Source organism: Chitinophaga sp. YIM B06452 (assembly GCF_039655965.1).
Classification (GTDB): Bacteria; Bacteroidota; Bacteroidia; order Chitinophagales; family Chitinophagaceae; genus Chitinophaga.
Map to the genome: position 1 here is coordinate 352,293 of NZ_JAWLKY010000003.1, position 22,273 is coordinate 374,565.

Annotated in this window: 20 protein-coding genes; 18 read left to right on the plus strand and 2 right to left on the minus strand. The window is 48.7% G+C overall.

Features of this window, described 5'->3' with window-relative positions; all coding sequences use genetic code 11:
- Positions 1-5 precede the first annotated feature (5 nt).
- Positions 6-344 (plus strand): hypothetical protein, encoded by a 339-nt coding sequence (locus R3I13_RS18240; protein WP_346319394.1) that lies wholly within the window; start codon positions 6-8, stop codon positions 342-344.
- Between the two features lie 222 nt (positions 345-566).
- Here the strand turns inward: R3I13_RS18240 and R3I13_RS18245 are convergent, their stop codons facing one another.
- Positions 567-827, minus strand: coding sequence for a hypothetical protein (locus tag R3I13_RS18245; RefSeq protein WP_346319395.1), 261 nt, complete (start codon positions 825-827; stop codon positions 567-569).
- Between the two features lie 88 nt (positions 828-915).
- Entirely contained in the window at positions 916-4,416 is a 3,501-nt protein-coding gene (locus tag R3I13_RS18250) for a SusC/RagA family TonB-linked outer membrane protein (protein WP_346319396.1), read from the minus strand.
- A 520-nt stretch (positions 4,417-4,936) separates the two neighbouring features.
- Between R3I13_RS18250 and R3I13_RS18255 the strand changes: the two genes are divergently transcribed.
- From R3I13_RS18255 to traN, 17 genes are all read left to right on the plus strand, one after another.
- Positions 4,937-6,754 (plus strand): sugar-binding domain-containing protein, encoded by a 1,818-nt coding sequence (locus R3I13_RS18255; RefSeq protein ID WP_346319397.1) that lies wholly within the window; start codon positions 4,937-4,939, stop codon positions 6,752-6,754.
- 988 nt (positions 6,755-7,742) lie between these two features.
- Positions 7,743-9,038: a hypothetical protein gene (locus R3I13_RS18260; protein ID WP_346319398.1), complete on the plus strand. Its 1,296-nt coding sequence runs from the start codon at positions 7,743-7,745 to the stop codon at positions 9,036-9,038.
- A gap of 240 nt (positions 9,039-9,278) precedes the next feature.
- On the plus strand, positions 9,279-10,097 hold the full coding sequence (locus R3I13_RS18265) for an RteC domain-containing protein (protein ID WP_346319399.1): 819 nt from the start codon (positions 9,279-9,281) through the stop codon (positions 10,095-10,097).
- Between the two features lie 102 nt (positions 10,098-10,199).
- Positions 10,200-10,751 carry a hypothetical protein gene (locus tag R3I13_RS18270; RefSeq protein ID WP_346319400.1) on the plus strand — a complete coding sequence of 184 codons (552 nt, stop codon included), beginning with the start codon at positions 10,200-10,202 and terminating at the stop codon, positions 10,749-10,751.
- Positions 10,752-10,892: 141 nt separating this feature from the next.
- On the plus strand, positions 10,893-11,180 hold the full coding sequence (locus R3I13_RS18275) for a DUF4134 domain-containing protein (protein WP_346319401.1): 288 nt from the start codon (positions 10,893-10,895) through the stop codon (positions 11,178-11,180).
- Between the two features lie 8 nt (positions 11,181-11,188).
- Positions 11,189-11,527, plus strand: a complete 339-nt coding sequence (locus tag R3I13_RS18280; RefSeq protein WP_346319402.1) for a DUF4133 domain-containing protein — start codon at positions 11,189-11,191, stop codon at positions 11,525-11,527.
- 354 nt (positions 11,528-11,881) lie between these two features.
- The gene (locus R3I13_RS18285; protein ID WP_346319403.1) at positions 11,882-14,473 is read left to right on the plus strand and encodes a TraG family conjugative transposon ATPase; all 2,592 of its coding nucleotides are present in this window, start codon (positions 11,882-11,884) and stop codon (positions 14,471-14,473) included.
- Between the two features lie 23 nt (positions 14,474-14,496).
- Positions 14,497-14,889, plus strand: coding sequence for a hypothetical protein (locus R3I13_RS18290; RefSeq protein ID WP_346319404.1), 393 nt, complete (start codon positions 14,497-14,499; stop codon positions 14,887-14,889).
- A gap of 85 nt (positions 14,890-14,974) precedes the next feature.
- The gene (locus R3I13_RS18295) at positions 14,975-15,655 is read left to right on the plus strand and encodes a conjugal transfer protein TraI (RefSeq protein WP_346319405.1); all 681 of its coding nucleotides are present in this window, start codon (positions 14,975-14,977) and stop codon (positions 15,653-15,655) included.
- Positions 15,656-15,663: 8 nt separating this feature from the next.
- A complete protein-coding gene (locus R3I13_RS18300; RefSeq protein ID WP_346319406.1) occupies positions 15,664-16,320 on the plus strand; it encodes a hypothetical protein in 657 nt (218 codons plus the stop codon).
- Positions 16,320-16,955: a TerB family tellurite resistance protein gene (locus R3I13_RS18305; protein WP_346319407.1), complete on the plus strand. Its 636-nt coding sequence runs from the start codon at positions 16,320-16,322 to the stop codon at positions 16,953-16,955. The genes R3I13_RS18300 and R3I13_RS18305 overlap by 1 nt, the downstream gene beginning before the upstream one ends.
- Before the next feature lie 22 nt (positions 16,956-16,977).
- The gene (gene traJ, locus R3I13_RS18310) at positions 16,978-18,165 is read left to right on the plus strand and encodes a conjugative transposon protein TraJ (RefSeq protein WP_346319408.1); all 1,188 of its coding nucleotides are present in this window, start codon (positions 16,978-16,980) and stop codon (positions 18,163-18,165) included.
- Between the two features lie 71 nt (positions 18,166-18,236).
- The gene (gene traK / locus R3I13_RS18315) at positions 18,237-18,857 is read left to right on the plus strand and encodes a conjugative transposon protein TraK (protein WP_346319409.1); all 621 of its coding nucleotides are present in this window, start codon (positions 18,237-18,239) and stop codon (positions 18,855-18,857) included.
- A gap of 3 nt (positions 18,858-18,860) precedes the next feature.
- Positions 18,861-19,310, plus strand: a complete 450-nt coding sequence (locus R3I13_RS18320; RefSeq protein ID WP_346319410.1) for a hypothetical protein — start codon at positions 18,861-18,863, stop codon at positions 19,308-19,310.
- Positions 19,311-19,324: 14 nt separating this feature from the next.
- Complete coding sequence (traM, locus tag R3I13_RS18325) at positions 19,325-20,647, plus strand: conjugative transposon protein TraM (RefSeq protein ID WP_346319411.1); 1,323 nt, start codon at positions 19,325-19,327, stop codon at positions 20,645-20,647.
- A 65-nt stretch (positions 20,648-20,712) separates the two neighbouring features.
- Complete coding sequence (locus R3I13_RS18330) at positions 20,713-21,381, plus strand: hypothetical protein (RefSeq protein ID WP_346319412.1); 669 nt, start codon at positions 20,713-20,715, stop codon at positions 21,379-21,381.
- A 78-nt stretch (positions 21,382-21,459) separates the two neighbouring features.
- Positions 21,460-22,266: a conjugative transposon protein TraN gene (gene traN, locus R3I13_RS18335; protein ID WP_346319413.1), complete on the plus strand. Its 807-nt coding sequence runs from the start codon at positions 21,460-21,462 to the stop codon at positions 22,264-22,266.
- Positions 22,267-22,273 lie beyond the last annotated feature (7 nt).

Here is a 22,273-nt window from a genome sequence, read left to right on the forward strand (position 1 = left end):
ATATTATGAAGCGAAAAGCTTGCGGTTCTCTTTTTCTGTTGGCAGTATCAGGATTTTTATTGTATTACCTCATTGATGGATGGAAGAAGCCGTCCATGGCGGCGTTCACTGGAGAAGTGTGTCTGGCACAGGGCGTCTTAAAGAGAGGTGTTGATGGAGAACCGGTTTTAAAATGGGTGCTATTAATGAGAACAATCGACGGCCGGGATGTGTGGTTGTATGTGTCGGGCGAGGTTTGTGAAAAGTATCATAAAAAATTGGAGGCAAAGCAAAGGGCTTATGCTACTTTTTTTGTTAAACCCGAAAAGTTTAAAAATACATCTTTAGAGCTGATGGAACTATAGCGCCATTCCGCTGCCATTCGCACAGCCGAGAATTGTGGCCAGCGTAGAAGGATGCTTGCTAGGGCAGCCACATGATGGAAGGATTTGCGTCCGGCTGATGATAAAGTACGAAAGAAAAATGGCCAGTAATAATGCTTCCAGTTTGAACATGGGAGCTGTTGAACCTGCAAAGCAATGGTGGCATTTGGCCACCATTGCTATTTTCGGATACCATCGATCCCCTCAGACGATTTTGTAATAAGGGGTGATGCAGTTGACGTTTTGGTAGTAGGTTTTGAAATACAGACCGAATGGCAGCTCGCAAATAACCCCGGTATTTACCGCGGAACAGTCTGCGGGCAAATCTTCCGGCCCCCTGCATACGGTCGGACTACTACTTAGCTTGTATTTTGCCAGGATAGGCAATTTTTTATAGAATTGTTTTCCCGCTAATGTTCCCAAAGCGAACAACAGCATTGTTAACGTGATGAAATGTCCTTTCATAAAAGTCGATTTGTCGATTCAGAACGATGCTGCGTCATTGTACGGGCGTCAGCTTTCCCTTTTTTGTATGCGAAGAATTTATCACCTCTCAGAGCGAGACCTGGAGCCCAACCACCAAAACCCGGAGGGTTGGATAAACATCGCTGTCAATAATAGCCTGCTCGGGGGATCGTCCGGCAAACCGTGAGAAAGTGAACAGGTTTTGTCCTAGGAAATAAAGTCTACCACTATTTAAGCCGGTTTTTCGCAACCATTTTTCCGGCAAAGCGTAGGAGATGGATACCGACTTCATACTTAGGTATGAAGCCCTTACTACCCGGTAATTGCTGCTGGCGGCGAACGCATAGGCATCCGCTGCGGCTGCTCCACCCAGGCTAAAGCGCTGGATAGTGGTTATATCGCCCCGCCGCTTCCATCTGCCCATGACCGCTACCGGTTGATTAATGGCAATACCCGGGCCCGGCGCCAGGCTGCTGAAAAGTGGATTGTAGCCTTTCTGTTGCGTAAATTGCCATTGGCAATCCAGTTCAAAGCCAACCACTGTGAGTTTGTTATAAAGGGCGCCATAGGACTGTATTCCGAAGGTCGTACTGGACTGACGATCCATGCCGTCTATTTTCCCGTCATTATTCCAATCTGATACCTGGTATAATCCGCTGCTCGGATCGACTCCATCCACTCGAAGCCCTTTTAGGTCATCCAATGAGCGGCCAACGGTATAAAACCGTGCGTATAACTGTTGACCAGTGACAGGCAAGGTAAGCAATTTATTTTTCGGCAGCGTATAAGTAGCCGATACTTCCCAGCTGCATTTTGTGTGCTTGAGAATGGCCATCGTAATTTCCAGTTCCAGGCCCTTGTTTTCGACGGTCGCATCCATGTTGGTTAAGTAAGACACCGGACCGTTGAATCCCTGTCGTTGGTCTTCTACGAGCTGGTCACGGGTCAGGTTTCGATAACAAGTCGCAGAAATGAGTAAACGATTTTCTAAAAAGCCAAGGTCCAGCCCGAGATCGGTTTTGGTGACCCGTTCCCAAGTATAGTTTCCACGGTTAGCCCCTGGTAGCCCATGGTTGTCGGGGATCTGGTCATTGCCGGTTACGCCATGGCTGCCTTTGATTTTTCCAAAACTGATCAATCGGAATAACCCACCGTTAGGCGGTTGCTTGATAAATATCCACGCGGCTGCAACGGCGCCGAAATTGGCATAGCGCTTACGGAGGAACTTTGAAGACCCATCCCGCCTGCCGGTGAGATTAATCAGGTATCTGCCATCATAGTCGTAGCTGATTCGTCCAAAGAAGGCATGGTAGCGGTAATTGGTTTTATGGTAGCCTTCAACCGATAAGTTGCCGGCACCAGCTATGTCCTCCAACTGGCTGTCTTCGTTGTAATCGGTCCCCAGCAACAGCCGCTGTGACCGGCCCTCCTTTTGAAAGGTGGCCCCTGCCAAAACGCTTACAGCGCCTGGTCCCTTCCTTTTATCATAGATAAGATGGGGCTCAATGATCCAGTTTTTCAAACGGCCATCCGCAAAACGTGCCTGACCTTTCAACGGGCCGAAAACGGGATTATAACTTCCTGCTGGATCTGTTTGAATCTCATCCGCCGTCATGCGGTTAAATCCTGTGCTGAATCTGAACTGTAGGTTATGGGTAAGCTGGTAACTCGCGTTGGCGCTAATCAACAGGTTATCGGTGCTGGCTTTGTAGACCCTGAGCAAAGCTGCAAAGGGATTGTCATATCCTATTTGCCATTGCAGGCTGCCGTCACTATTCCGTGGCGCCGGTGCATTGGGGATGGTCGCCGAAAAAAACGCCAGGTCTTGGGACGGGAGATAGTTCCAATCGGAAAGATAGGCTGCCCCAATCATCACCCGCCAGCGGTTATCCGGGGACGCAAACTGTATATTGGCCCTTCCCCCGCCTTTGCGGTAATCAAAAGCACCGGGGTAAACGGTGGATTCCCGTCTGAACCCGCCGCTGATCCTATAGCCCAAACGATCGTTCCCCCCAGAAATAGCCGCTTGTCCGTCGGTGATATGGGCTGTTCCGCCCATGAAGACTTTCTGCCAGTCTGTATGCCGGGTACGATCCCAGCTGCCGTTGACATCCGGATCGGCGTCCGTCGGTTTTGCGTTATCATTGCGAAATGCTTCGTTGCGCATTTCCAGGTATTGCGCCGTATTTAAGTATTGTATGCCGCCTGTGGCCATACCGACGCCCTGATAGGCGTTCACGTTTAACACCGGTTGCGGGGAGGGCTTCCCTCTTTTAGTGGTCATGAGGATAACCCCATTGGCGCCTCTGGAGCCATAGATGGCGGTTGCATCTGCGTCCTTCAACACATCAATACTTTCAATATCGGCGACGTTGACAACGTTTAACGGACTGGAACTTCGATTCGCACCCAATCCCATGGCAGTTACGGGTAGAAAATTATAACCCGCACGGGCATTAAAGTCCCAGGCCAGGCTACTGGACGGCAGCGGCACGCCGTCCAGTATAAATAATGGTTGATTACCACTCCCTATACTGTTTCGGCCCCTCAGCTGCACTTTGAAGTTGGAACCTGGCAGTCCGCTGAGCGGTATGATGCTCAAACCAGGAATCCGTCCCTGCATAGCGCCCAGCACGTTGGTCACCGGCTGGCGCTCAATATCCCGGGTGGTGATCCTGCTGATAGCACCGGTTGTCGTTCTCTTGCTGGTTTGCCCATAGCCGATCACCCTTACTTCATCCAGGCCACTAACTGCATTGTCCAGGATAACTTTTACCGGGTCAATTCCTACTACCAGCTGCCTGGTGACAAATCCCAGCCTGCTGACCGCAATCTTCGCTCTGGGACCGGAAACAGTCATCGAAAAAGAACCAGAATGATCTGTTTGGGTGCCTTTTCTGTTATCTGCTAAGGCAACCGTGGCGTATTCAAGTGGTTCGCCATTTTTATTAGTAACGACGCCATGGATGTGGATGAGATCATCTTCTGGTAGTTTACCCAGCACCGGTTCACCCGGTTTTTGAGGGTAAATGACAAATGTTTCAGACCGGTAATACCAGCTTAGACGCCGCTTCCGTAAAAGAGATGCCAACACATTGTCCAGGGGTTCGTCTTTGAAATCGACAGAAATTCTTTGATCACTGCTGTATTGTTCATCGTTATAAAAGGCCTGAAATCGTGTTTGATCGTAAATGATGCTAAAGAAGTCCGCGGCACGGATATTTTCCTGTTTCCAGGTAACCAAGAGCTCTCCTGGTGGAATAGAAGTGAAGACAATGGTGTCTTTCCGGAACTTCCAGACCACCCTCTTTTTATGAAAGACCTTTTTCAATACCAGATCCAGGGGTACGCCATCAAACTGGACATTGATCCTTTCATCAGGTCGGAGGGCAGTCTTGTGATAGGAGACGACCATTTTTGTTTGTTCATAGACTAGGTTAAAAAATTCATCGGTCCTGATGGCAGCATGGTTGCAGGTAATTTTTCTTTGACTTGGGCCTCCTTGGGCCTGCATCAGCAAAGGCCAAAGAAATAGAATGGCCGATCCTGCAAGCGTCAACTTAATAGGGTTAGTTGGGTGCGGTTTCATATGGGCTGATAATTAGGTGTCTACCATTTATACAATCCGAACCGTTGATCTGGATGTCTGCAAGCAAAAAAGATGGTATAGTGAGGACACTCAGCTGGTTGGCAGCGGGCTACCATTAGCGGGGACGATAAGCATTCCTGGACGCTATAATTAGCGTGATATCGAATGCTTACAACATCAGGAAATGAGTTCAAAAATGTCAGCGCTGCCCGCACTACTGTGAGAAGTCGCTTTATGAAGCGCTCTTTCCCCGGCTATATTTCGCGATGAGTTGCCGGTCCGACTGTCTTTATCCAACAAAATGTGGTACCGAGGCGGGCTTTCAAAACTCGACGCCACTAAGGGTATGTACGGGCTGCACCGGTATAGAATGCTGGATAACCATATCCATGTGCCGGTGGATTTTATTCGGACAAACATCCTTTTTTAAAAAATAAGTGCCGGCTCTTGGGGTATATATTTACCTCGTCCCTGTGTTATTGTTAGTTTTCGGATTGGATGCAAAAATCAATTAATCGTTATGAAACTTGCCGTCTATACACTGCTGATCGTCTTGGGTGAGGCATTGAATGCTTATGCACAGAGCCCGGAGCCGGTTCCACCGTCCTCGCTAAAAACAAGGTGGACAGACCAGGTAACGGCCGATAGTGTTTTGCCGGAATACCCCCGCCCCCAAATGATCCGGGGCGGTTGGCAGAACTTAAATGGCCTCTGGGAGTATGTCATTAAGAGCAAAGATGCATCTGCTCCCGCCATCTTCGAGGGGAAGATATTAGTCCCCTTTCCGCTGGAATCAGCATTATCCGGTGTAAAAAAAGCCTTGCTTCCCACGCAAAAGCTCTGGTACAGGCGTCAATTCCACATGAATGCGGTCCAGGAGGGGAAAAGGATATTGTTACATTTTGGAGCCGTAGACCAGCAGGCCGTTGTTTATGTCAACGGTAAGCAAGCCGGTACGCACAGCGGAGGATATGATCCGTTCGAATTGGACATCACCGGTTTGCTACAACCTGGCAACAACGAGCTGATGGTAGGCGTATGGGACCCCAGCGACACGGGAGAAGGCCCCCATGGCAAACAAACTTTACAGCCAAGACGGATATTTTATACCGCAGTTAGCGGCATCTGGCAAACGGTATGGCTGGAGGCGGTTCCAGCCACTGCTATTGCCGCTTTATCCATAATGCCGGAGGTGGACAGCGGCTTTGTACACCTGCAGGTAGAAATCAAAGGAAAATTATTCGGATATACTGTTGAAGCGGCCGCCAAAGACGGCGGCGAAATCCTCAGCCGGGCTACCGCTAAACCGGGGACGTCCTTCAAATTATCCATACCCCGTGCGCGGCTTTGGAGCCCCGACGACCCTCATTTATACGATCTGGCGATCAACTTGCGATATAAAGGAAAGATAACTGATGCCGTCAGGAGCTATTTTGGGATGCGGAAAATAACCATCCGCAAAGATGAGAAAGGGATGGAAAGGATATTTCTCAATGACCGCTACACCTATAATTTAGGCGTATTGGATCAGGGTTATTGGCCGGATGGCCTATATACCGCCCCTACGGACGAGGCATTGGCCTTTGATATCCAGGCCATCAAAGACATGGGCTTTAATACAATCCGCAAACACATCAAGATAGAGCCTGCGCGTTGGTATTATCATTGCGACCGCTTGGGGATGCTCGTATGGCAGGACATGCCCAGCTGGTATCAACGGCGGGAAATGCCCGTGGCGGCAAAGGTACAATTCGAAGCGGAGGCCGGTCGGCACGTGACAGCCCTTCGCAACCACCCCTCGATAATCATGTGGTGCCTGTTTAATGAAGACTGGGGCAGTTTCGACCAGGAGCGGCTGGCCGCCTGGATGCGGGTGCTGGATCCATCAAGGATTCTCAATGCCCATTCTGGGAGTTTTATTCGCAACTGGGTCGGGTCCGATCTGACCGATCTCCACCATTATCCTGACCCCACACTGCCACCTTATCAGAAAGGCAAAGCGATGGTGTGTGGGGAATTCGGTGGGACTTACGCCCCTGTACCAGGCCATGAGTGGTTGGCGGGAAAAGGTTTTGGCCATAGCAGTCCGCCTGGATTTACCTTCCTGGAGCGTTATGAGCATATGACACAACATTTAAAGATATTGGAAATGGAGGGGTTGACCGGTTCCATCTTTACAGAACCTTTCGACGTGGAAATAGAGGAAAACGGGTTGGTGACATACGACCGGGCAGTGTTTAAGATACCGGTAGAGAAAGTCCGTGCACTCAACAAAAGCATTGTAGATAAAAAAAAACTCGATGGCCGAATAGGTAATAACATCATCGCAAATAACTGAGGAATGAACATGGGTGAAGATAGTATCTTTCAATAGCGATGATTAACTGGTAACCAACCATTTTTAAAAAGGTGAGCGCCCTGTATAAGGAACCTCATCAGCAGCGATTTAGATTTTGTTACCGCAGGCAGGTTTCTTTCCAGTTACCTGCTACCATGACTGTCCGGTTTAATAAATCCGGACGACTGAATTTTCGAAATAGTACCAGGCGCGGCATTACCCATTATAAATTATGCAGGATTGCGCTGGGCCTCTGACGTCAATATAGCCAGCACAAATTGCAAGAGCAGAAGGCAGTTGATGGACTGACGGGATGGAATGCAGTAGAGTAGGCGTGGTTGGGTACAAATTAATCAGAGCAGTTCTTAGCGCGTTACCATGTGAGTATCGCCAGAAAGTAATATTGAGCCATTCTACCTTTTAAAAGGTCTTCGTCCAGTGAGCCCCAAAAACTTCTTGCTGGCAAAATTGACATATTGGGAGGCCTCCCGTTCGTCGAAACGGCTTTTTTATCGACGAAATGTCCGGGGCTTCATTTCAACGGATTGCCGGCGTGTTTCATCGAAAGCCCTTTTGGACCCGGTAGCTTTATCGCTTTCTTTGTATCACAATACCGCAAGTATGGAAAAAGTATATTTTAGTTTCCGTTGTCTCTTTTACGCGTATGCCCAGGATACCTGCGGGAATCGTTCTTTCGCCATTTTAATTTTAAAGCGGGTTTCAATCTTGATTCCCGTTTTTGCTTTGAAGAGGAAGGAGGGAAGCTATTGTTGAGTTCGAACGTCATGGGCAGTATCATTTAATCCTGTTGGAATGCCTTGATTATAAATGATTAAAATTCATTAAATTCATAAGTAGTTATGTTCCTCTTAATTCCGTAAATAAATGAGCCTGTTGTTACCCAGCAAGGAGTGGTGTATGTAGCATGATCTGTCAGCCGAAAGCACACCCAATGTCGTCACTTAAATCGCCGCTATAAAAAAAGATTATGACTATGAACTATGAGTTTGATACCCTCGAAGCATTAATCGCTTCAACGCAACCACTGCTATTAACAACCATGCCTGAGGCGGAACTGGCTGCCAGGCAAAAAGAATGGCTGGAAACAGCCAACCAGGAAAGCCTCCGTATTTGCAGTCAATTTCATCAAGTTTATTATCAGTCTACCCATGCAGACCTGTTGACACGGTATTTCCAGCATCAGCAAAAAACCGCTTCCTACCTAAGCAATAAGATCCGAAGTTTGGCCGCCGACCCCGCCATTCAGGATAGACCGGACCTCAGTACATTCTACCAACAGTTCAGCGAAAGTTTCGAAAGGATCATCGATTATTTATTACGGCATTTTGAGGACTATTTCAACTTTGAGTCGGACATTCCCTATTCGTACAGTCTCTCGATTCGATCGCAGCTTACCGATTGGGTAGAAAACCTCTATGAGCATTTTAGCCGGTTGCCTGAGCTGAACAGTTTGCTGGATGTCATCGTGTTGCCCATCAGGCCCTTTTTGGACAACACGCATGTAACGATCAATTATCGCCTGTATTTCTATTATCAGCATTTAATCCAGGTCCTGCTCCAGTTAAAAGCCAATGATGAAAAGCAAGCCAATAACGATATCCATGTTGTGTGTACTCATCTCAACTTTAATTACTCCCAATACATCACCTTTTCGATCGAACGGTTAAAATTCAAGATGAAAAATGAGTCGATGGAAGAACAGTTAGCCAAACTGCGGTGGTATATTAAGAGCATCACGCAGGTGGAAAAAACACATGGCCTCCATATTTCCACCGCCATTACTTCATCCGCGGTCGCTCGATTGCAAGCCCTCGGGAAACTTGCCCCGGAACCGGATAGTCCGTCCACACCCGACCAAATGCGGGCATGGATCAAGCTGGAGGCAGAATATTTTGAGTATGTCCACACAATGGAACAGAACACTGCTGGTGCCAATAAAATCCCTTTTAAAATTGCGACGGGCCTCACGGTCTGGAAACTGGCTATTTTTACCGAAGCCTTTATTAAAAACAAGATTTTCGTTCCCAATTCCCAAACATCCTATAACCAAACCCTCAAAGGGGTCGCCGCTATCGTCTATACGCCTGGCGCCGAGGAATTAAGTTTTGATAGTCTGCGCACAAAGGCATCCACCCTGCGCAATATTAAAAATCAAAAAAGTGTTCCACTTAAAGTCACCCAAAGCCTCGAAGAATGTGCGGATCATTTCCTGGCATGTTATAATTCCTGCCGGCAATGGCTAAAGGACATAAAAGTGACCTAAGATTTATAAAATATTAATAATCAAATAATTATCCGGGGTACGTACCCCGGATTTTTATTTTCAGCCATTTTAGAAGTTGTTGAGTTTATCTTTTTGAAATACAACTAGTTATGTCGGGGTAATTACCCCAGGTCCCCGTTTTCCCTGCACTTTTACCGCGTGATTGTTTTTTTTTGCTGGGAACATAACCGGTTAACCATGCGCTAGCGCCCCATTTGTAACCATATAATCATCGCTGTTATGAAGAATCTATCTGCCCTTCTGGACGAGATGTTGTCCGGCTTGCAAACCATTGTGCCCAATGCAGAAAATCCAGTCAAAGATTATATACAAGCCGTTGAATTAGTGTCTCGCGCCATCCGCGATCTGGAAACACGTCTGATGGAATACACCTTTTCGGACCCCGAGGAGGAAATCCACTTTTTCAAACATATCAGGCCGCAGTTCGATGGTCGCTTAATCTACTATTTACGGTTGATTGACCTTGAATCAAGGATGCCAGAAGGCGGAAAGGAGAAGCTACAATTTCTACGTCGCCAGCTCCGGCGGATCAAGGCCTATTACCGACACTATAAAGATTTTTATCGGTACTTGCTGACCGGCGCCACCAATTTAGATCAGTATTATTTCATCAGAACTGACATGCCTGACCCTGCCTACATGGATGACTTCTACCATGCTTACGATCCTAAGTGCAATACCCGACTGAGTTACAAGGCTGGTAAAATGCGCGCCTGCAAGCTACTTAGCGAATTTATCAAGGATGCCATGCTGGATTTGACAGGAGAGGGGACCGCAGATGAAACAAAGAGTTTTCGATTAACCTGGCGGGCACAAAAAGTGGATCTGGCAGAATTGATCTATGGATTGCATGCGTTGAAGGTTTTTGGCAATATCAGCCTGCAGCAAACCGTCAAAGCTGTAACTGCTGCCTTCAACGTCCAGTTTGCCAATCCATATAAGGTTTTTGAGGAGATACGGTTACGCAAAAAAAACCGGACCGCTTTTACCGAAGAAATGCGCATGGCCTTAGAACGGCAAATGGAACACGATATTTAACTCCAACAAAATTTTTTTCCTACTAGGAGATGTAGTGAAACAAGCCCCGTTGTAGAAGCCAATTTTGTAATGTCAATCAGACAACACAACAAAAATGCAGGTATGCTCAATGGGATTACGTGGGAAGATTTCTTGATATATGTAGGAACGCTATTGCTTCTCTATTATGTGTCCATCCTGGTTTTATACCGTCCAAAATCCAAACATGCCCCCAAGCCGAGAGAAGGTTCAACGCAAGCTATTAAAAAAGTTTGGCATGTTGACGAACAGCCGCTGGTAACGCATCAACCGCCAGCTGAGCACCATCCCTTCATGGGACTCGGGCCGGATCATGCGCCGCTATTGACGGATCATTTCAAAGAAGAACCGGACGACCTGAAGCCGGCAATATCAGAACAGCCAGTTGAAGGCCAGGCGGTCAATACCATCCTTGATCAGGCGGAAGCCTACCTGGATGCGATCATCAGCAGTTTTGATCATAATGGTGATCCTCAGGTCCTGCTGGCAATCTTGCGGGAAGCGATTTCGAATAATACGCCATTATCGCAGCCTGCTTATAAGGGGATCCTCAATAGGTTAATTGTGCAGAAGGCTTTTGTGATGAAAAAGGTGAAACTAGGCGAGGAGCAAGTGCAGCATTTATGGAGTGAGTAACTCACAGAAATCTGCTATTTGATCCATTGGTAATTAATATAAGTTCTTTGAATTCCATAATAAATACTGTGTATGAAACGGATATGTGTAGGGAGATTTTGTGGGAGCGGTAACCCGTTTCTACGGTATAAGGCAGCCATCATGGCAACCACGGTTATGCTGATGCTGTTCGCGTTAGAAACGCAGGCGCAGGACGGCGGGGATGCAGGTATCAGGGATGCCACAACCCGCGTTTCCAATTATTTCGATGTGGGGACGAGCTTGATTTACGCCATTGGCGCGGTCGCAGGGCTTGTCGGTGCCGTCAAGGTCTACACGAAATGGAACTCAGGCGACCAGGATACTATGAAAGTCGCCAGTGGCTGGTTTGGTAGTTGCATCTTCCTGGTGGTGGTAGCCACTGTTTTGCGTGCCTTTTTCTTAAACTGATTTCGTATATGGCTAACAGTGTGTACGAAATCAACAAAGGGATAAACAGGCCACTGGAATTTCGTGGAATCAGAGCCCAGTACATTTTGTACTTGGCAGTGGGATTGTTGGCCTTGTTTATTCTTTTCGCGGTAATGTATATCGTCGGCATATCTGTCTACATATGCTTGATCCTGGTCGGAGTGTCTGGATTTGTGTTGTTCTCATGGGTAGCCCGGTTGAGCGCAAAATATGGGGAACACGGCCTGCTGAAAGCGGCCGGATTCAGACAGGTACCGCCGGCGATTCATTGCCGTACCAGGCGATTGTTTTTAACACTCGCGCCGATACCTGACAACTCTGTGTAGGGTATTTCCACTCAGGAGACAAAGCGGTTAACACCGCGTTCAACGTATCCTGGGTAATACTAAAAAGTTGAATCTTCTATGGCAAAGCAACCCGAGCGGCGCCCTCCCGGCACGGTGCACGTGTCTCAGCCAGGTAGCGTACCGTTGCCGGTGGCGCCCGCACGGGGTTATTAAAAAAAATTGGGTGGTCATACGTTACAATCCGGCTTTTCAAGTCCCTTGTAAGTACGACATGCTGACTGCCGCCCTGACTAACTGGGGGCAGCACCGACGGTGAAGTTTTACTTTTTAACAATGAGACACCAAGGCGCCCTTTGCCCACTGCTGGATACGGGCCGCTAAACATAAGTGAATATGCTCATTCAACTAAAGAAGCGAAGGATGGTAGTGACGTTGATTCTTGTGATGGTGGTGCTATCCGCACTCATTTTACATCTTCGGGAAGCGCCCGACAGATCTAGGGATATGGAAAGCCAGTTGCCCATCTATAAGGTGGAGAACGGCTATTTGCTCAGCAAGCAGGGCGACGTCACAGTCGCCTACCGGCTGCGGCTACCCGAGATTTTTACCCTGTCCAACGAGGACTATGAGGCATTGCACCATATCTGGGTGAAAGCTATTAAGATATTGCCCCCAGCCACGGTATTGCACAAGCAGGACTGGTTTACCGAAGACAAATTTCAAGCTGATTTTAGCCAGGACAAGGATTTTCTGTCCGCCGCCAGTGATCGTTTCTTTCATGAAAGGCCTTTCCTGGCCCATGAATGTTACCTGATGATCACCAAAAAGGCAACCGGCAGAAAACCAGCCAGCAGCGTATTTTCCAACTTGTTGCGAAAATCTTTCCTTCCGCCGGAAACGATCAATCCGCAAGCCATGTTGGATTTCCAGGATAAGCTCGGCCAATTCGAAAAGTTATTGTCCGATGCAGGTTTCATTACCATTGACCGGCTGCAGGAAAGTGAATTGACAGGCACTGACCTGCATGCCGGCATCCTGGAAAAATACCTGTTCCTATTGCAGCAAGGTGAAATACCCGTGGTTAAAGATATTATTTTTAAACCCCAGTGGAGCATCGGTGAAAAATTTTGCCAACTCTATTCCATGGGGGATATTGACGATTTGCCTTCTTTATGTGGCTCTCGCATCACCTATGACCGGTATTCCACAGATAAGACGAAGTTTTCGGTCAGCTTTGCCGCCCCCGTTGGAGGGCTGCTGAACTGCAATCATATTTACAACCAGTTCATTTTCATTGAGGATACCCAAAAGACCCTCAAACAGTTTGAGAGCAAACGCCGGCGGCTGCAATCTATGTCTGCCTACTCCCGCGAAAATGCGATCAGCAGGGACGCCGTGAACGCTTTTTTAAACGAGGCCATTACCGAGCAACGGCTGCCGGTCAAAGCGCATTTTAATCTGCTAACCTGGACGGATAAACTGGATGATCTCAAGAATATCCGCAATATTACCTCAGCCGCGCTGGCTACAATGGACGCCACACCCCGACAGGAAATAAAGGGCGCCCCGCAGATATTCTGGGCCGGATTGCCCGGCAATGAAGCTGATTTCCCCCTAAACGATACCTTTTCAACGTTTGCCGAACAAGCGACCTGTTTTTTTAACCAGGAAACTAACTACAGGACCTCCCTTTCGCCGGTTGGGGTTCGGTTAACGGACCGCTTGTCCGGAAAGCCGGTATGGGTAGACCTATCGGATGAGTTGATGCAGTTAGGAATCATAACAAATCGCAACAAATTCATCCTGGGGCCCTCCGGATCTGGGAAAAGTTTTCTGACTAATCATTTAGTTAGAAGCTATTATGAAACCGGGTCCCATATCGTACTGGTGGATGTCGGGCACAGTTACCGGGGATTGTGCACGCTGGTAGGCGGATATTACTTTACCTACGAAGAGAAGAACCCGATCCGGTTCAATCCATTTTTTGTCTCTGCGGGTGATATCCTGGATACCGAAAAAAAGGAAAGCCTTAAAGCCTTGCTGTTGGCCCTATGGAAACGCGATGACGAGGTGTTTAAACGGTCTGAATATGTCGCTTTGTCCAACGCATTGGCTGCCTATTTTGCCTACCTCGATCTACGCCCGGAGGTATTTCCCTGTTTTAATTCCTTTTATGAATTTTTCCGGGACCACTATCTCGATCAACTTAAAGCTGACAATGTTAAGGAAAGGGATTTTGACGCAGACAATTTTATGTACGTCCTGCGTCCTTTTTACGCCGGCGGGGAGTTTGACTACTTGCTTAACGCGACAGAGAACCTGGACCTGCTGGACCAGCGCATGATTGTCTTTGAACTGGACAACTTGAAAGACCATGCTATTCTTTTTCCGGTGGTCACGTTGATGGTGATGGAAATCTTTATTTCAAAAATGCGCAAACTTAAAGGTGTGCGTAAAATCATCCTCATTGAGGAGGCCTGGAAAGCACTGATGAAGGCTGGTTTCGCCGAGTATATCAAGTACTTGTTCAAGACAGTGCGGAAATTTTTCGGAGAAGCCTGGGTCGTCACGCAGGATGTGGAGGATATTGTCTCTTCCAGTATTGTCAAACAGGCCATCATTAATAACTCCGACGTCAAGATATTGCTGGATCAAAGCAAGCATGTCAACAAGTTCGGCATGTTGCAGGAGCTGCTCAGCCTTACTGAAAAACAGAAATCGGAAATTCTTTCCATGAACAAAGGCAAAACTGGTGACCGCATTTATAAAGACGGTTGGTTCGGCATGGGCAGCACCCACAGCAAGGTGTTTGGTGTGGAAGTTTCCCGCGAAGAGTACTACTGTTATACGACGGAAGAAAAGGAGAAAGTGATGGTCCAACAATATGCGGCAAAATTTGGCGACATGGCTAAAGGCATCCGCGCCCTGATCCATGACCTAGCTGAGCAGAAAAGATTGGCCTTACTGGGTTCACCTATTGATTGATCATCCTCACAAATACAACAGATATGATGCACAGATTAAAATTTTTATTGCCTTTTACCATGTTGTTCGGCGCTTGTCGCCATGACCAGGCCGCCGATGTTCAAGCCGTATTGCCAGGTCAATATAGCCGCTATCACGAACTCGATAACGCTAAAGTGACAGAAACGCTGCATATCGGACGGGCGGATGGCCCCTTAAATGAATTTCCCGTGGTACAGTACGTAAAGGTGGAACAACGTAGAAAAGGCAAGTGGGTACCCCGGGAAGAATCCCGGCAACTCACCGCCCGTTATAATCCTGCATCCAAAGAACTGTACCTCGTGCAGCGTGGCAAAACTTACCGCGTCAACCTGCAAAAGCAGCTGATCATGGATGCCAGCGATACGTTACGTAAAGTGGGAAGCCTAAAGCGGTAAGCTAATTCATCATTTTGTAACCCCACCCCGTGCGCTTCTTTGAGGCGCAGGTAGATGCTATTGTCTAAAATTCAAGTGAAAGATTATGTGGAAGTGGATCGTGATGGGAATCACTTGTATCAGCCTGACGTTTGTACCGCAAAAGAGCCATGCCATTATTTGGACGGTGATCAAAGCGGCTGCAAAGAAAGTCATTAAAGCCGTGGACCTGCAGGTCCAGCGGCTGCAGAATAAAACCATAGGCCTTCAAAACGCGCAGAAAGCCCTTGAGAACACCATGAGCAAAATGAAGCTCGGCGAGATCTCCGAGTGGGTGGAAAAACAGCGTAAACAATACGAAGATTATTATAAAGAGCTCTGGCAGGTGCGTTCTGCCATTGCTTACTACAAGCGCATCCGTGATATTGCCGACAAACAGGTGGCGATGGTGGACCAATATCGCAAAGCCTATGGGTTGTTCCAACGTGATCAGCACTTCCGGCCGGAAGAACTGGAAGCGATGAGCGCAGTATACGAAGGCATGCTGGGGGAAAGCCTCAAATGCCTGGAAGAGCTGCTGATGGTGATCAATTCCTTCGCTACCGAAATGTCTGATGCCCAGCGCCTGGCTGTCATTGCCAAAGCCGGCGACCGGATGGATGAGGTATTGACAGACCTGCGGCAGTTCAATCGCTCCAACGCCTTGCTGAGCATGCAGCGAGCCAAGAGTGCCGACGAGATATCCAGCTTGAGGGTACTGTATGATTTTGAAGAAATAGAAAAATAGCCTTTGTGATGATGAAAAAGATGTGGTTGATAATAGGCTGTTTGATCAGCTTCCAGGCTGTCTGCCATGCTCAGACTTTTAATGAGTGGTTCCGGCAAAAGAAGACCCAGCGCCAATACCTGATCCAGCAGATCGCTGCTTTCCGTCTCTATGTCGGTTACCTCTCTAAAGGCTATAAAATTGCCCGGGAAGGCACCGGTGTCATTCGCCAAATTACCAATGGGGAATTCTCCCTGCATGATGCGTTCCTACAGTCCCTGCGACAGGTCAACCCGAAGGTGCGGCAATATGGACGCATCGCAGATTTCATCGCACTACAGGCTGCCCTGATCCGGACGCATCGGGCAGGTATGCTACGCGCCCGCACCAGTGGTCATTTTACCGGCCAGGAGCTGGACATGTTCGGCGACGTATTTGCCGGCATGCTCGATGATGCCGCGGCCGGCCTGGAGGAGCTGATCGATGTGCTGACAGATGACCAGCTGGAAATGGAAGATAACCAGCGCATCCTTCGTATTGATAAACTGTATGCGCAGGCGTCCGTCCGGGGGCAGGCCGCCCGTGCGTTGTACACCGATATTACCCTGGCTGCAACGGACCGAGAGCGCCTGGCCTCCGAGCTGGAAGGGGTAGGCGCATTGTATAACCTGAAAAGAAGTGAATAATGAGGCGATTGGTATTTGTGTGCGCAGTATGGGGCGCTATCACCCTTTTTCCCTTACGGAGCGCAGCACAGGCTGAGGAATTGGCCCAGCTGGCGCTCAACATAGAAAAGTTATCCCAGCTGAAGAAAATCCTGACCAACATGTATAACGGCTATAAAATCCTCACGGAAGGTTATAGCAAGATTAAAAATATCGCCAGCGGTAACTACAAGATCCACCAGGTGTTTTTGGATGGACTCTATGCTGTTAATCCGTCCGTCCGCAAATACCGGCGCATCGCCGATATCGTGACCTACCAGGGAAAGTTACTCAGCGAATACCGCCATGCCTTCCAGTCCTTTAAGGACGCTGACCTCTTTAATGCCAAAGACCTGGCCTACCTGGAGGCGGTGTACAACGGGTTGTTGAAAGAATCAGCCGTCAATATGGAGGAGTTGCTGGTGGTCATAACAGCAGGCCAGGCCAGGATGAGCGATGATGAACGGCTGGCGGTCATCGACCGGGTGTTTGACCAGATGCAAAACAAGCTGGTGTTCTTGCGGGAGTTTAACGAGTCCACCCGGCTGTATGCTATGAAAAAAATGAAGGAAAAGTCCGCCATCCAGTCACTGAGACGGATGTACGAACAAGAGTAGTGAAGCATGAAAATGAAGATGTATGACCAGATGTGTTTGGGCCACGCTGATGCTGGTGGCAGTGACCGGGATTCCAGTGGTTTGTCTGGCCCAGAGCGGTGGCGGTGTAGCAGGGGAGATCAGAAGCCTGCAAGGCGTACTGGACAAACTCTATACGGAGATGTTACCATTATGTTCTAACCTGATTGGCGTAGGGCGGGCCATTGCGGGTTTTGCGGCGACCTTTTACATCGCCAACCGGGTATGGCGCCATATCGCCAACGCCGAGCCGGTAGACTTCTATCCGCTGTTGCGACCTTTCGCCGTTGGCCTTGCTATTATATTGTTCCCCAGCGTGTTGGCCGTGATGAATGGCGTTTTGCAGCCAACCGTATCAGGAACCGGGAAACTGGCAGATAATTCCAATAAGACGATTGAAGAACTGTTCAAAAAGAAAGAGGAGGAAATGAAAAAATCGGATCAGTGGAAAGCCCTTGTAGGAGAGAGTGAAACAGGGAACCGCGAACTGTGGCTGAAATATGCCCACCCGGAGGTTACAGAAGAAGGCTGGATCGATGCCATCGGCCATAGCGTGGAATTTGTCATGGATAAGATGGCATATAATTTCAAAAACGATGTCCGCTATATTATCTCCGTGGTGCTGGAACTCGTGTATGCCGCAGCGGCACTGTGCATCAACACCCTGCGAACGTTTAACCTCATTATCCTGGCGATACTGGGGCCCTTGGTGCTGGGCATCAGTGTTTTTGACGGTTTTCACCATACCCTGAACGTGTACCTGGCCCGCTATATCAACGTGTACCTCTGGTTACCCATTGCCAATATTTTATCCAGCGTGTTGGGCAAGATTCAGCAAAACATGCTGGAAATGGATATGGAACAGATCATCCGGGGCGGCCAGTCTTTTTTCAACTCTTACGATCTCGGCTATATGATTTTTATGCTGATCGGTATTATCGCCTACACTACGGTTCCCAGCATAGCCGACCAGATCGTGATGGCGGGCGGAGGCGGCGCCTTGCAGCATAAAGTAACCCAGATGTCGATGGGAACTGCCACCACGGTCGCCAGCGCTGGCACAGGTGGGGCGATGGGAGCCGCTGGTCTCAGCAGCATGGCCCGTGACAGCTTCGGCAATGATAGTAGGATGATGAATTCCGGTATGTCGGGGATGGGCTCCGATTATTTCAAAGACAAATTGTCTGGCTGACAGAGCGGGCTGATGGCGTATCAGCGCTAGTCGAACCGTTCATTCCCAGTTTTTATGAAAAATAATCCGGCATGTTCAAACAGCTCAAAAATATCGATACCGCTTTTAAACACATCCAACTTTTCTGCCTGGTGCTGGTTATCGCCACAACGGTGATATGCTGCTATACTATTTACCGCAGCCAGTTGTATGTGGACAATGTGTCTAAACGAATTTATGTGATGATCAACGGCCAGATCGTGCAAGCACAGGCAGGTAGCCGGGAAGAGAACCTGGCGGTGGAAGCCAGAAAACATGTGGACGAATTTCACCGCCTGTTCTTCACCCTCACGCCGGACCAGAAGGCGATTGATGCCAATATCAGTCGCGCTTTGTACCTGGCTGACAAAACTGCCAAGCAGCAATATGACAATCTCCGGGAATCCGGTTATTACGCCCAGATCATCAGTGCCAATATTAGCCAGGAAGTGATGCAGGATTCCATTGTGGTGCAATTAAATCGCAACCCTTATCAATTCCGGTTTTATGGTAAACAGCGCATCGTCAGACCCACGGCAATTGTCATCCGCAGTTTAGTGACTGAAGGCAATCTCCGCGAGTTAAAACTTCGTACGGATCAGAATTCTCATGCATTGCTGATCGAAAGATGGACTATTGTAACCAATGAAGATATTGAAGTAATAAAACGATAACCGATGTGGTGGAAAAAGAAAAAAGCCATTTTCCAGGATCTGCAGCAACAGCTGCGTAGCCGCTTTTTGGCGACAAGCGTAAAAGTACAGCGGCGATGTGCCAGTTACCTGCATCATAAAGAGTCCAAATTATCTATCCGGCAACGCAAGGGCTATTTTTTTGTGTTCGTGACGCTCGCATGCGGAGCTTGTACGTATATCCTGGCCGATACCCTTTTCGGAGAGCAGGATACTGCGGCCTTAACTATTACGCCCATGCCCGTGCCTTTTCACCGACCAACCACCGAGGTGCCCCGGTTCTCCCATAGCGATACAGCCAGCATGCACCGGTTCCGCGCCATTATCGACAGCCTGGAAAAAACGCCGGAAGGCCGGGCCACCCTGGAAAAATATTTCGCCGGGCGGCCGGGATTCCTGGACAGCTTTAAAAATGCCGAACAAAATTTCCGTTGACTTAAACATAAAATATGATGGAAGATCAAATCAGAAGAAAACGAAAAATACTGCTGGTGATGCCACTGCCCGTGGTCGCCTTCCTGGCCTTACTGTTTTACAGCCTGGGTGGTGGTGCTCCTGCTAACGCAAAGGCGACAGCCACTAAAGGGATCAATACCAATATTCCATCTGCGGAATTGTCTCCTGACAATCCGGTGGATAAACTGTCCATTTATCAACAAGCAGAACGCGATTCCCTTAAACAGCGGGAACTCTTGAAAAGTGACGGTTTTTTTGCTGACATGCATCCGCCGGCTGACATTGGTCCGGATGGCGCAGTCGCAAGTCCTTTTAGCGGCGGCAATGGCCATTCCTCCCTCGGTACAACGCCTGCTTATTCCCGTTCCCGGCAGACGGAAGCAAGGATCGAGGAAAAAATGGCAGCACTGCAAAGAGAGTTGCGAAGCATGGATACCAGCCATGCCCCCGGTCTTGCAGCCAATGGACTGCCTGGGCATTTATATGGCGGTATGGAATCTTCCCCGCAGGAGCCATTGGGGCTACCCACTGCTGGTGCCCCTGATCCGGAAATGGCTCAACTCAACGACATGCTGGATAAAGTGATGCGGATCACCAACCCGCAAATGGCCCATGAACAGGCACGGAAAGCATCTACTGCGGATAAAACCCGTGTATTCCCTGTCGTAGTTACCGGAAAGGAAGATGTCACAGATTTTTTCGGCGGTGGCCTTCCCGTACCAGTCACGGACACCTTCGCCGCCGACAGCGGTCATCAACGGACTTCCCCTTTAGCGACTACCCATTCAACGGTAGTGCCTACACGATCTTATAACCGCTTTTATGACCTGGAGGATCGCAGCGTTCCTCCTTCAGCGACGGCGATCGCTGCGGTGATCCACGAAACTAAATCCGTCACAGAAAAAGCGACGGTGAAACTCCGGCTGGAGCAGTCCATATATATCCAGGGACAATTGATACCAGCTGGCACATTTGTATACGGCAAATGCAAGATGAATGGGGATCGGATGGTGATCCCCATAGAAGAGGTCCGTTACGGCAATACCGTCTATTCGGTCGCCTTAAGCGTGTATGGACTGGATGGCCTGGAAGGCATTCATATTGAGGGTTCCATTACCGGCGATGCCACCCGGCAGGGCGCCTCCGATGCGCTACAGAGTCTGCAGCTGGCAGCCATGGATCCTTCTATTACCCAGCAGGCAGCAGCTGCCGGCATAGAAACCGTCAGGAGCATCGTCAGGAAGAAGACCAAACTGATCAAAATGACGCTCAAGGCCGACCATCCGGTCCTGCTGGTAGATCAGCAGTCGATGTAGGGTAATGGCGGTGAAGGGGCTTGCGATCGTAACAATCCAACATCCATCGGGAAAAGTAAACAAACATGTCTAAAGCAGGATTGGACCAGATTAGCGGTTTAGGTTTTTCAGTGAAACTCCAGGACGCATATTCGCATCGCGTCAGACTCGGCTATCGTCGGTTTTACCTTCCAGACAAGCTGACCTATGATGCGGGAATCCTACGCTGCCTGCTGGAGTTCCAATTAGAGCCACCAGCGGATCATGCCATGCTGATACAGTATGAAGCTATGTTGCAAACAGAACTATTAATCGAGCACCTGGTCGCCGACCCGGTAAATTCCCGCCACCTGGAAAAACTATTCCAGGAGATCAACTGGAATGCACCGGCATTTACCAAAGGTTATCTGCTGCAATATGGGCAACTGGATGAAACACTGGAAGCCAGGCTCGGTATCATCCTCAAAGCCATGGAACAATTAATGGCAGCGGGAGAGGAGGGACGGACAATCAGCGAGCGCTTACAACTGAAATACTGGTACGACAGCAGCTTTAACCGCGAATATCTCGATGGTGGTAACCTGGAAGAATTGTGCCGCAAGTATTTTCCGTCCCGAACGTTTACCCGCGGCCAGGGGCTGGTTCCGGTGGACAAAGCCTATGATCTGCTGATCCCCCGGAGAGGAGGTCATCCGTCAACGGCTAAACGCGACAAACCTGGTGCAAGAAAAACACTTCAAGCTCGTAAAGGCTGAGGTAACTATTGTTCAAATTTTAAAAGTAATGAGAAAATGGAGGGTGTAATGAAAATTTTTAACAGAAACATTCGCATAATGGTCATCCTGGTATTATGGGCATGCGCCAGTGCCAGCGGCCAAACCAACAATATCAAAGTCTGTTACCAGAAGACAACGATGCTCGTTTTCCCGCAAAACATCAAAGATGCAGATTTTGGCTCCGCCGACATCATCGTGCGCCAGCCAAAGCGGACGGCGAATGTACTGAAAGTTAAAGCTGCCAGGAAAGCATTCGAACCCACCAATATTAGCGTGATCACGACAGGTGGTAAACTTTATAGCATCAATGTCTATTATGACGAAGATCCGCCTGTACAGGCTTATGATACTTTTACCCAGTCCGGGACCGTGCCAACTGTCGCTTTTGATGAAGCCATGTCGCCGGCGGAGATTGAATATTATGCCCAGCAGGTATCGATCAGCCCGCCCAGGTTGCGTCGTCCCGTTTTCAGTGATAACAGAATGAAAGTCCAGCTGCGCAATATCTACATCAAGGATGGATTGTTGTTTTTTGCTTTTTCTATTTCAAACCATTCTCAGATTCCATACGACGTTTATTTCACCCGTTTTTATGTCCGCGATATGGCCCGCGCCAAAAGGACGACCGCCCTGGAAAAAGAGATAGCGCCCCGGCATGTGTATTTCAGTACCGACAGCACGATCATTGAAGGCGAACCCGTCACCGTGGTAGCCGCTTTCGACAAATTTACAATCGCGGAGAAAAAGCATTTCGACATAGAGGTATATGAAGAAGGCGGTGACCGGCTCCTGAAAATACGCATAAAAGGGCGCCATATCCTGGCAGCTACACCTTTTGTAAAACCGCTGCCTGTCGTTAGGTAGCAAAAAA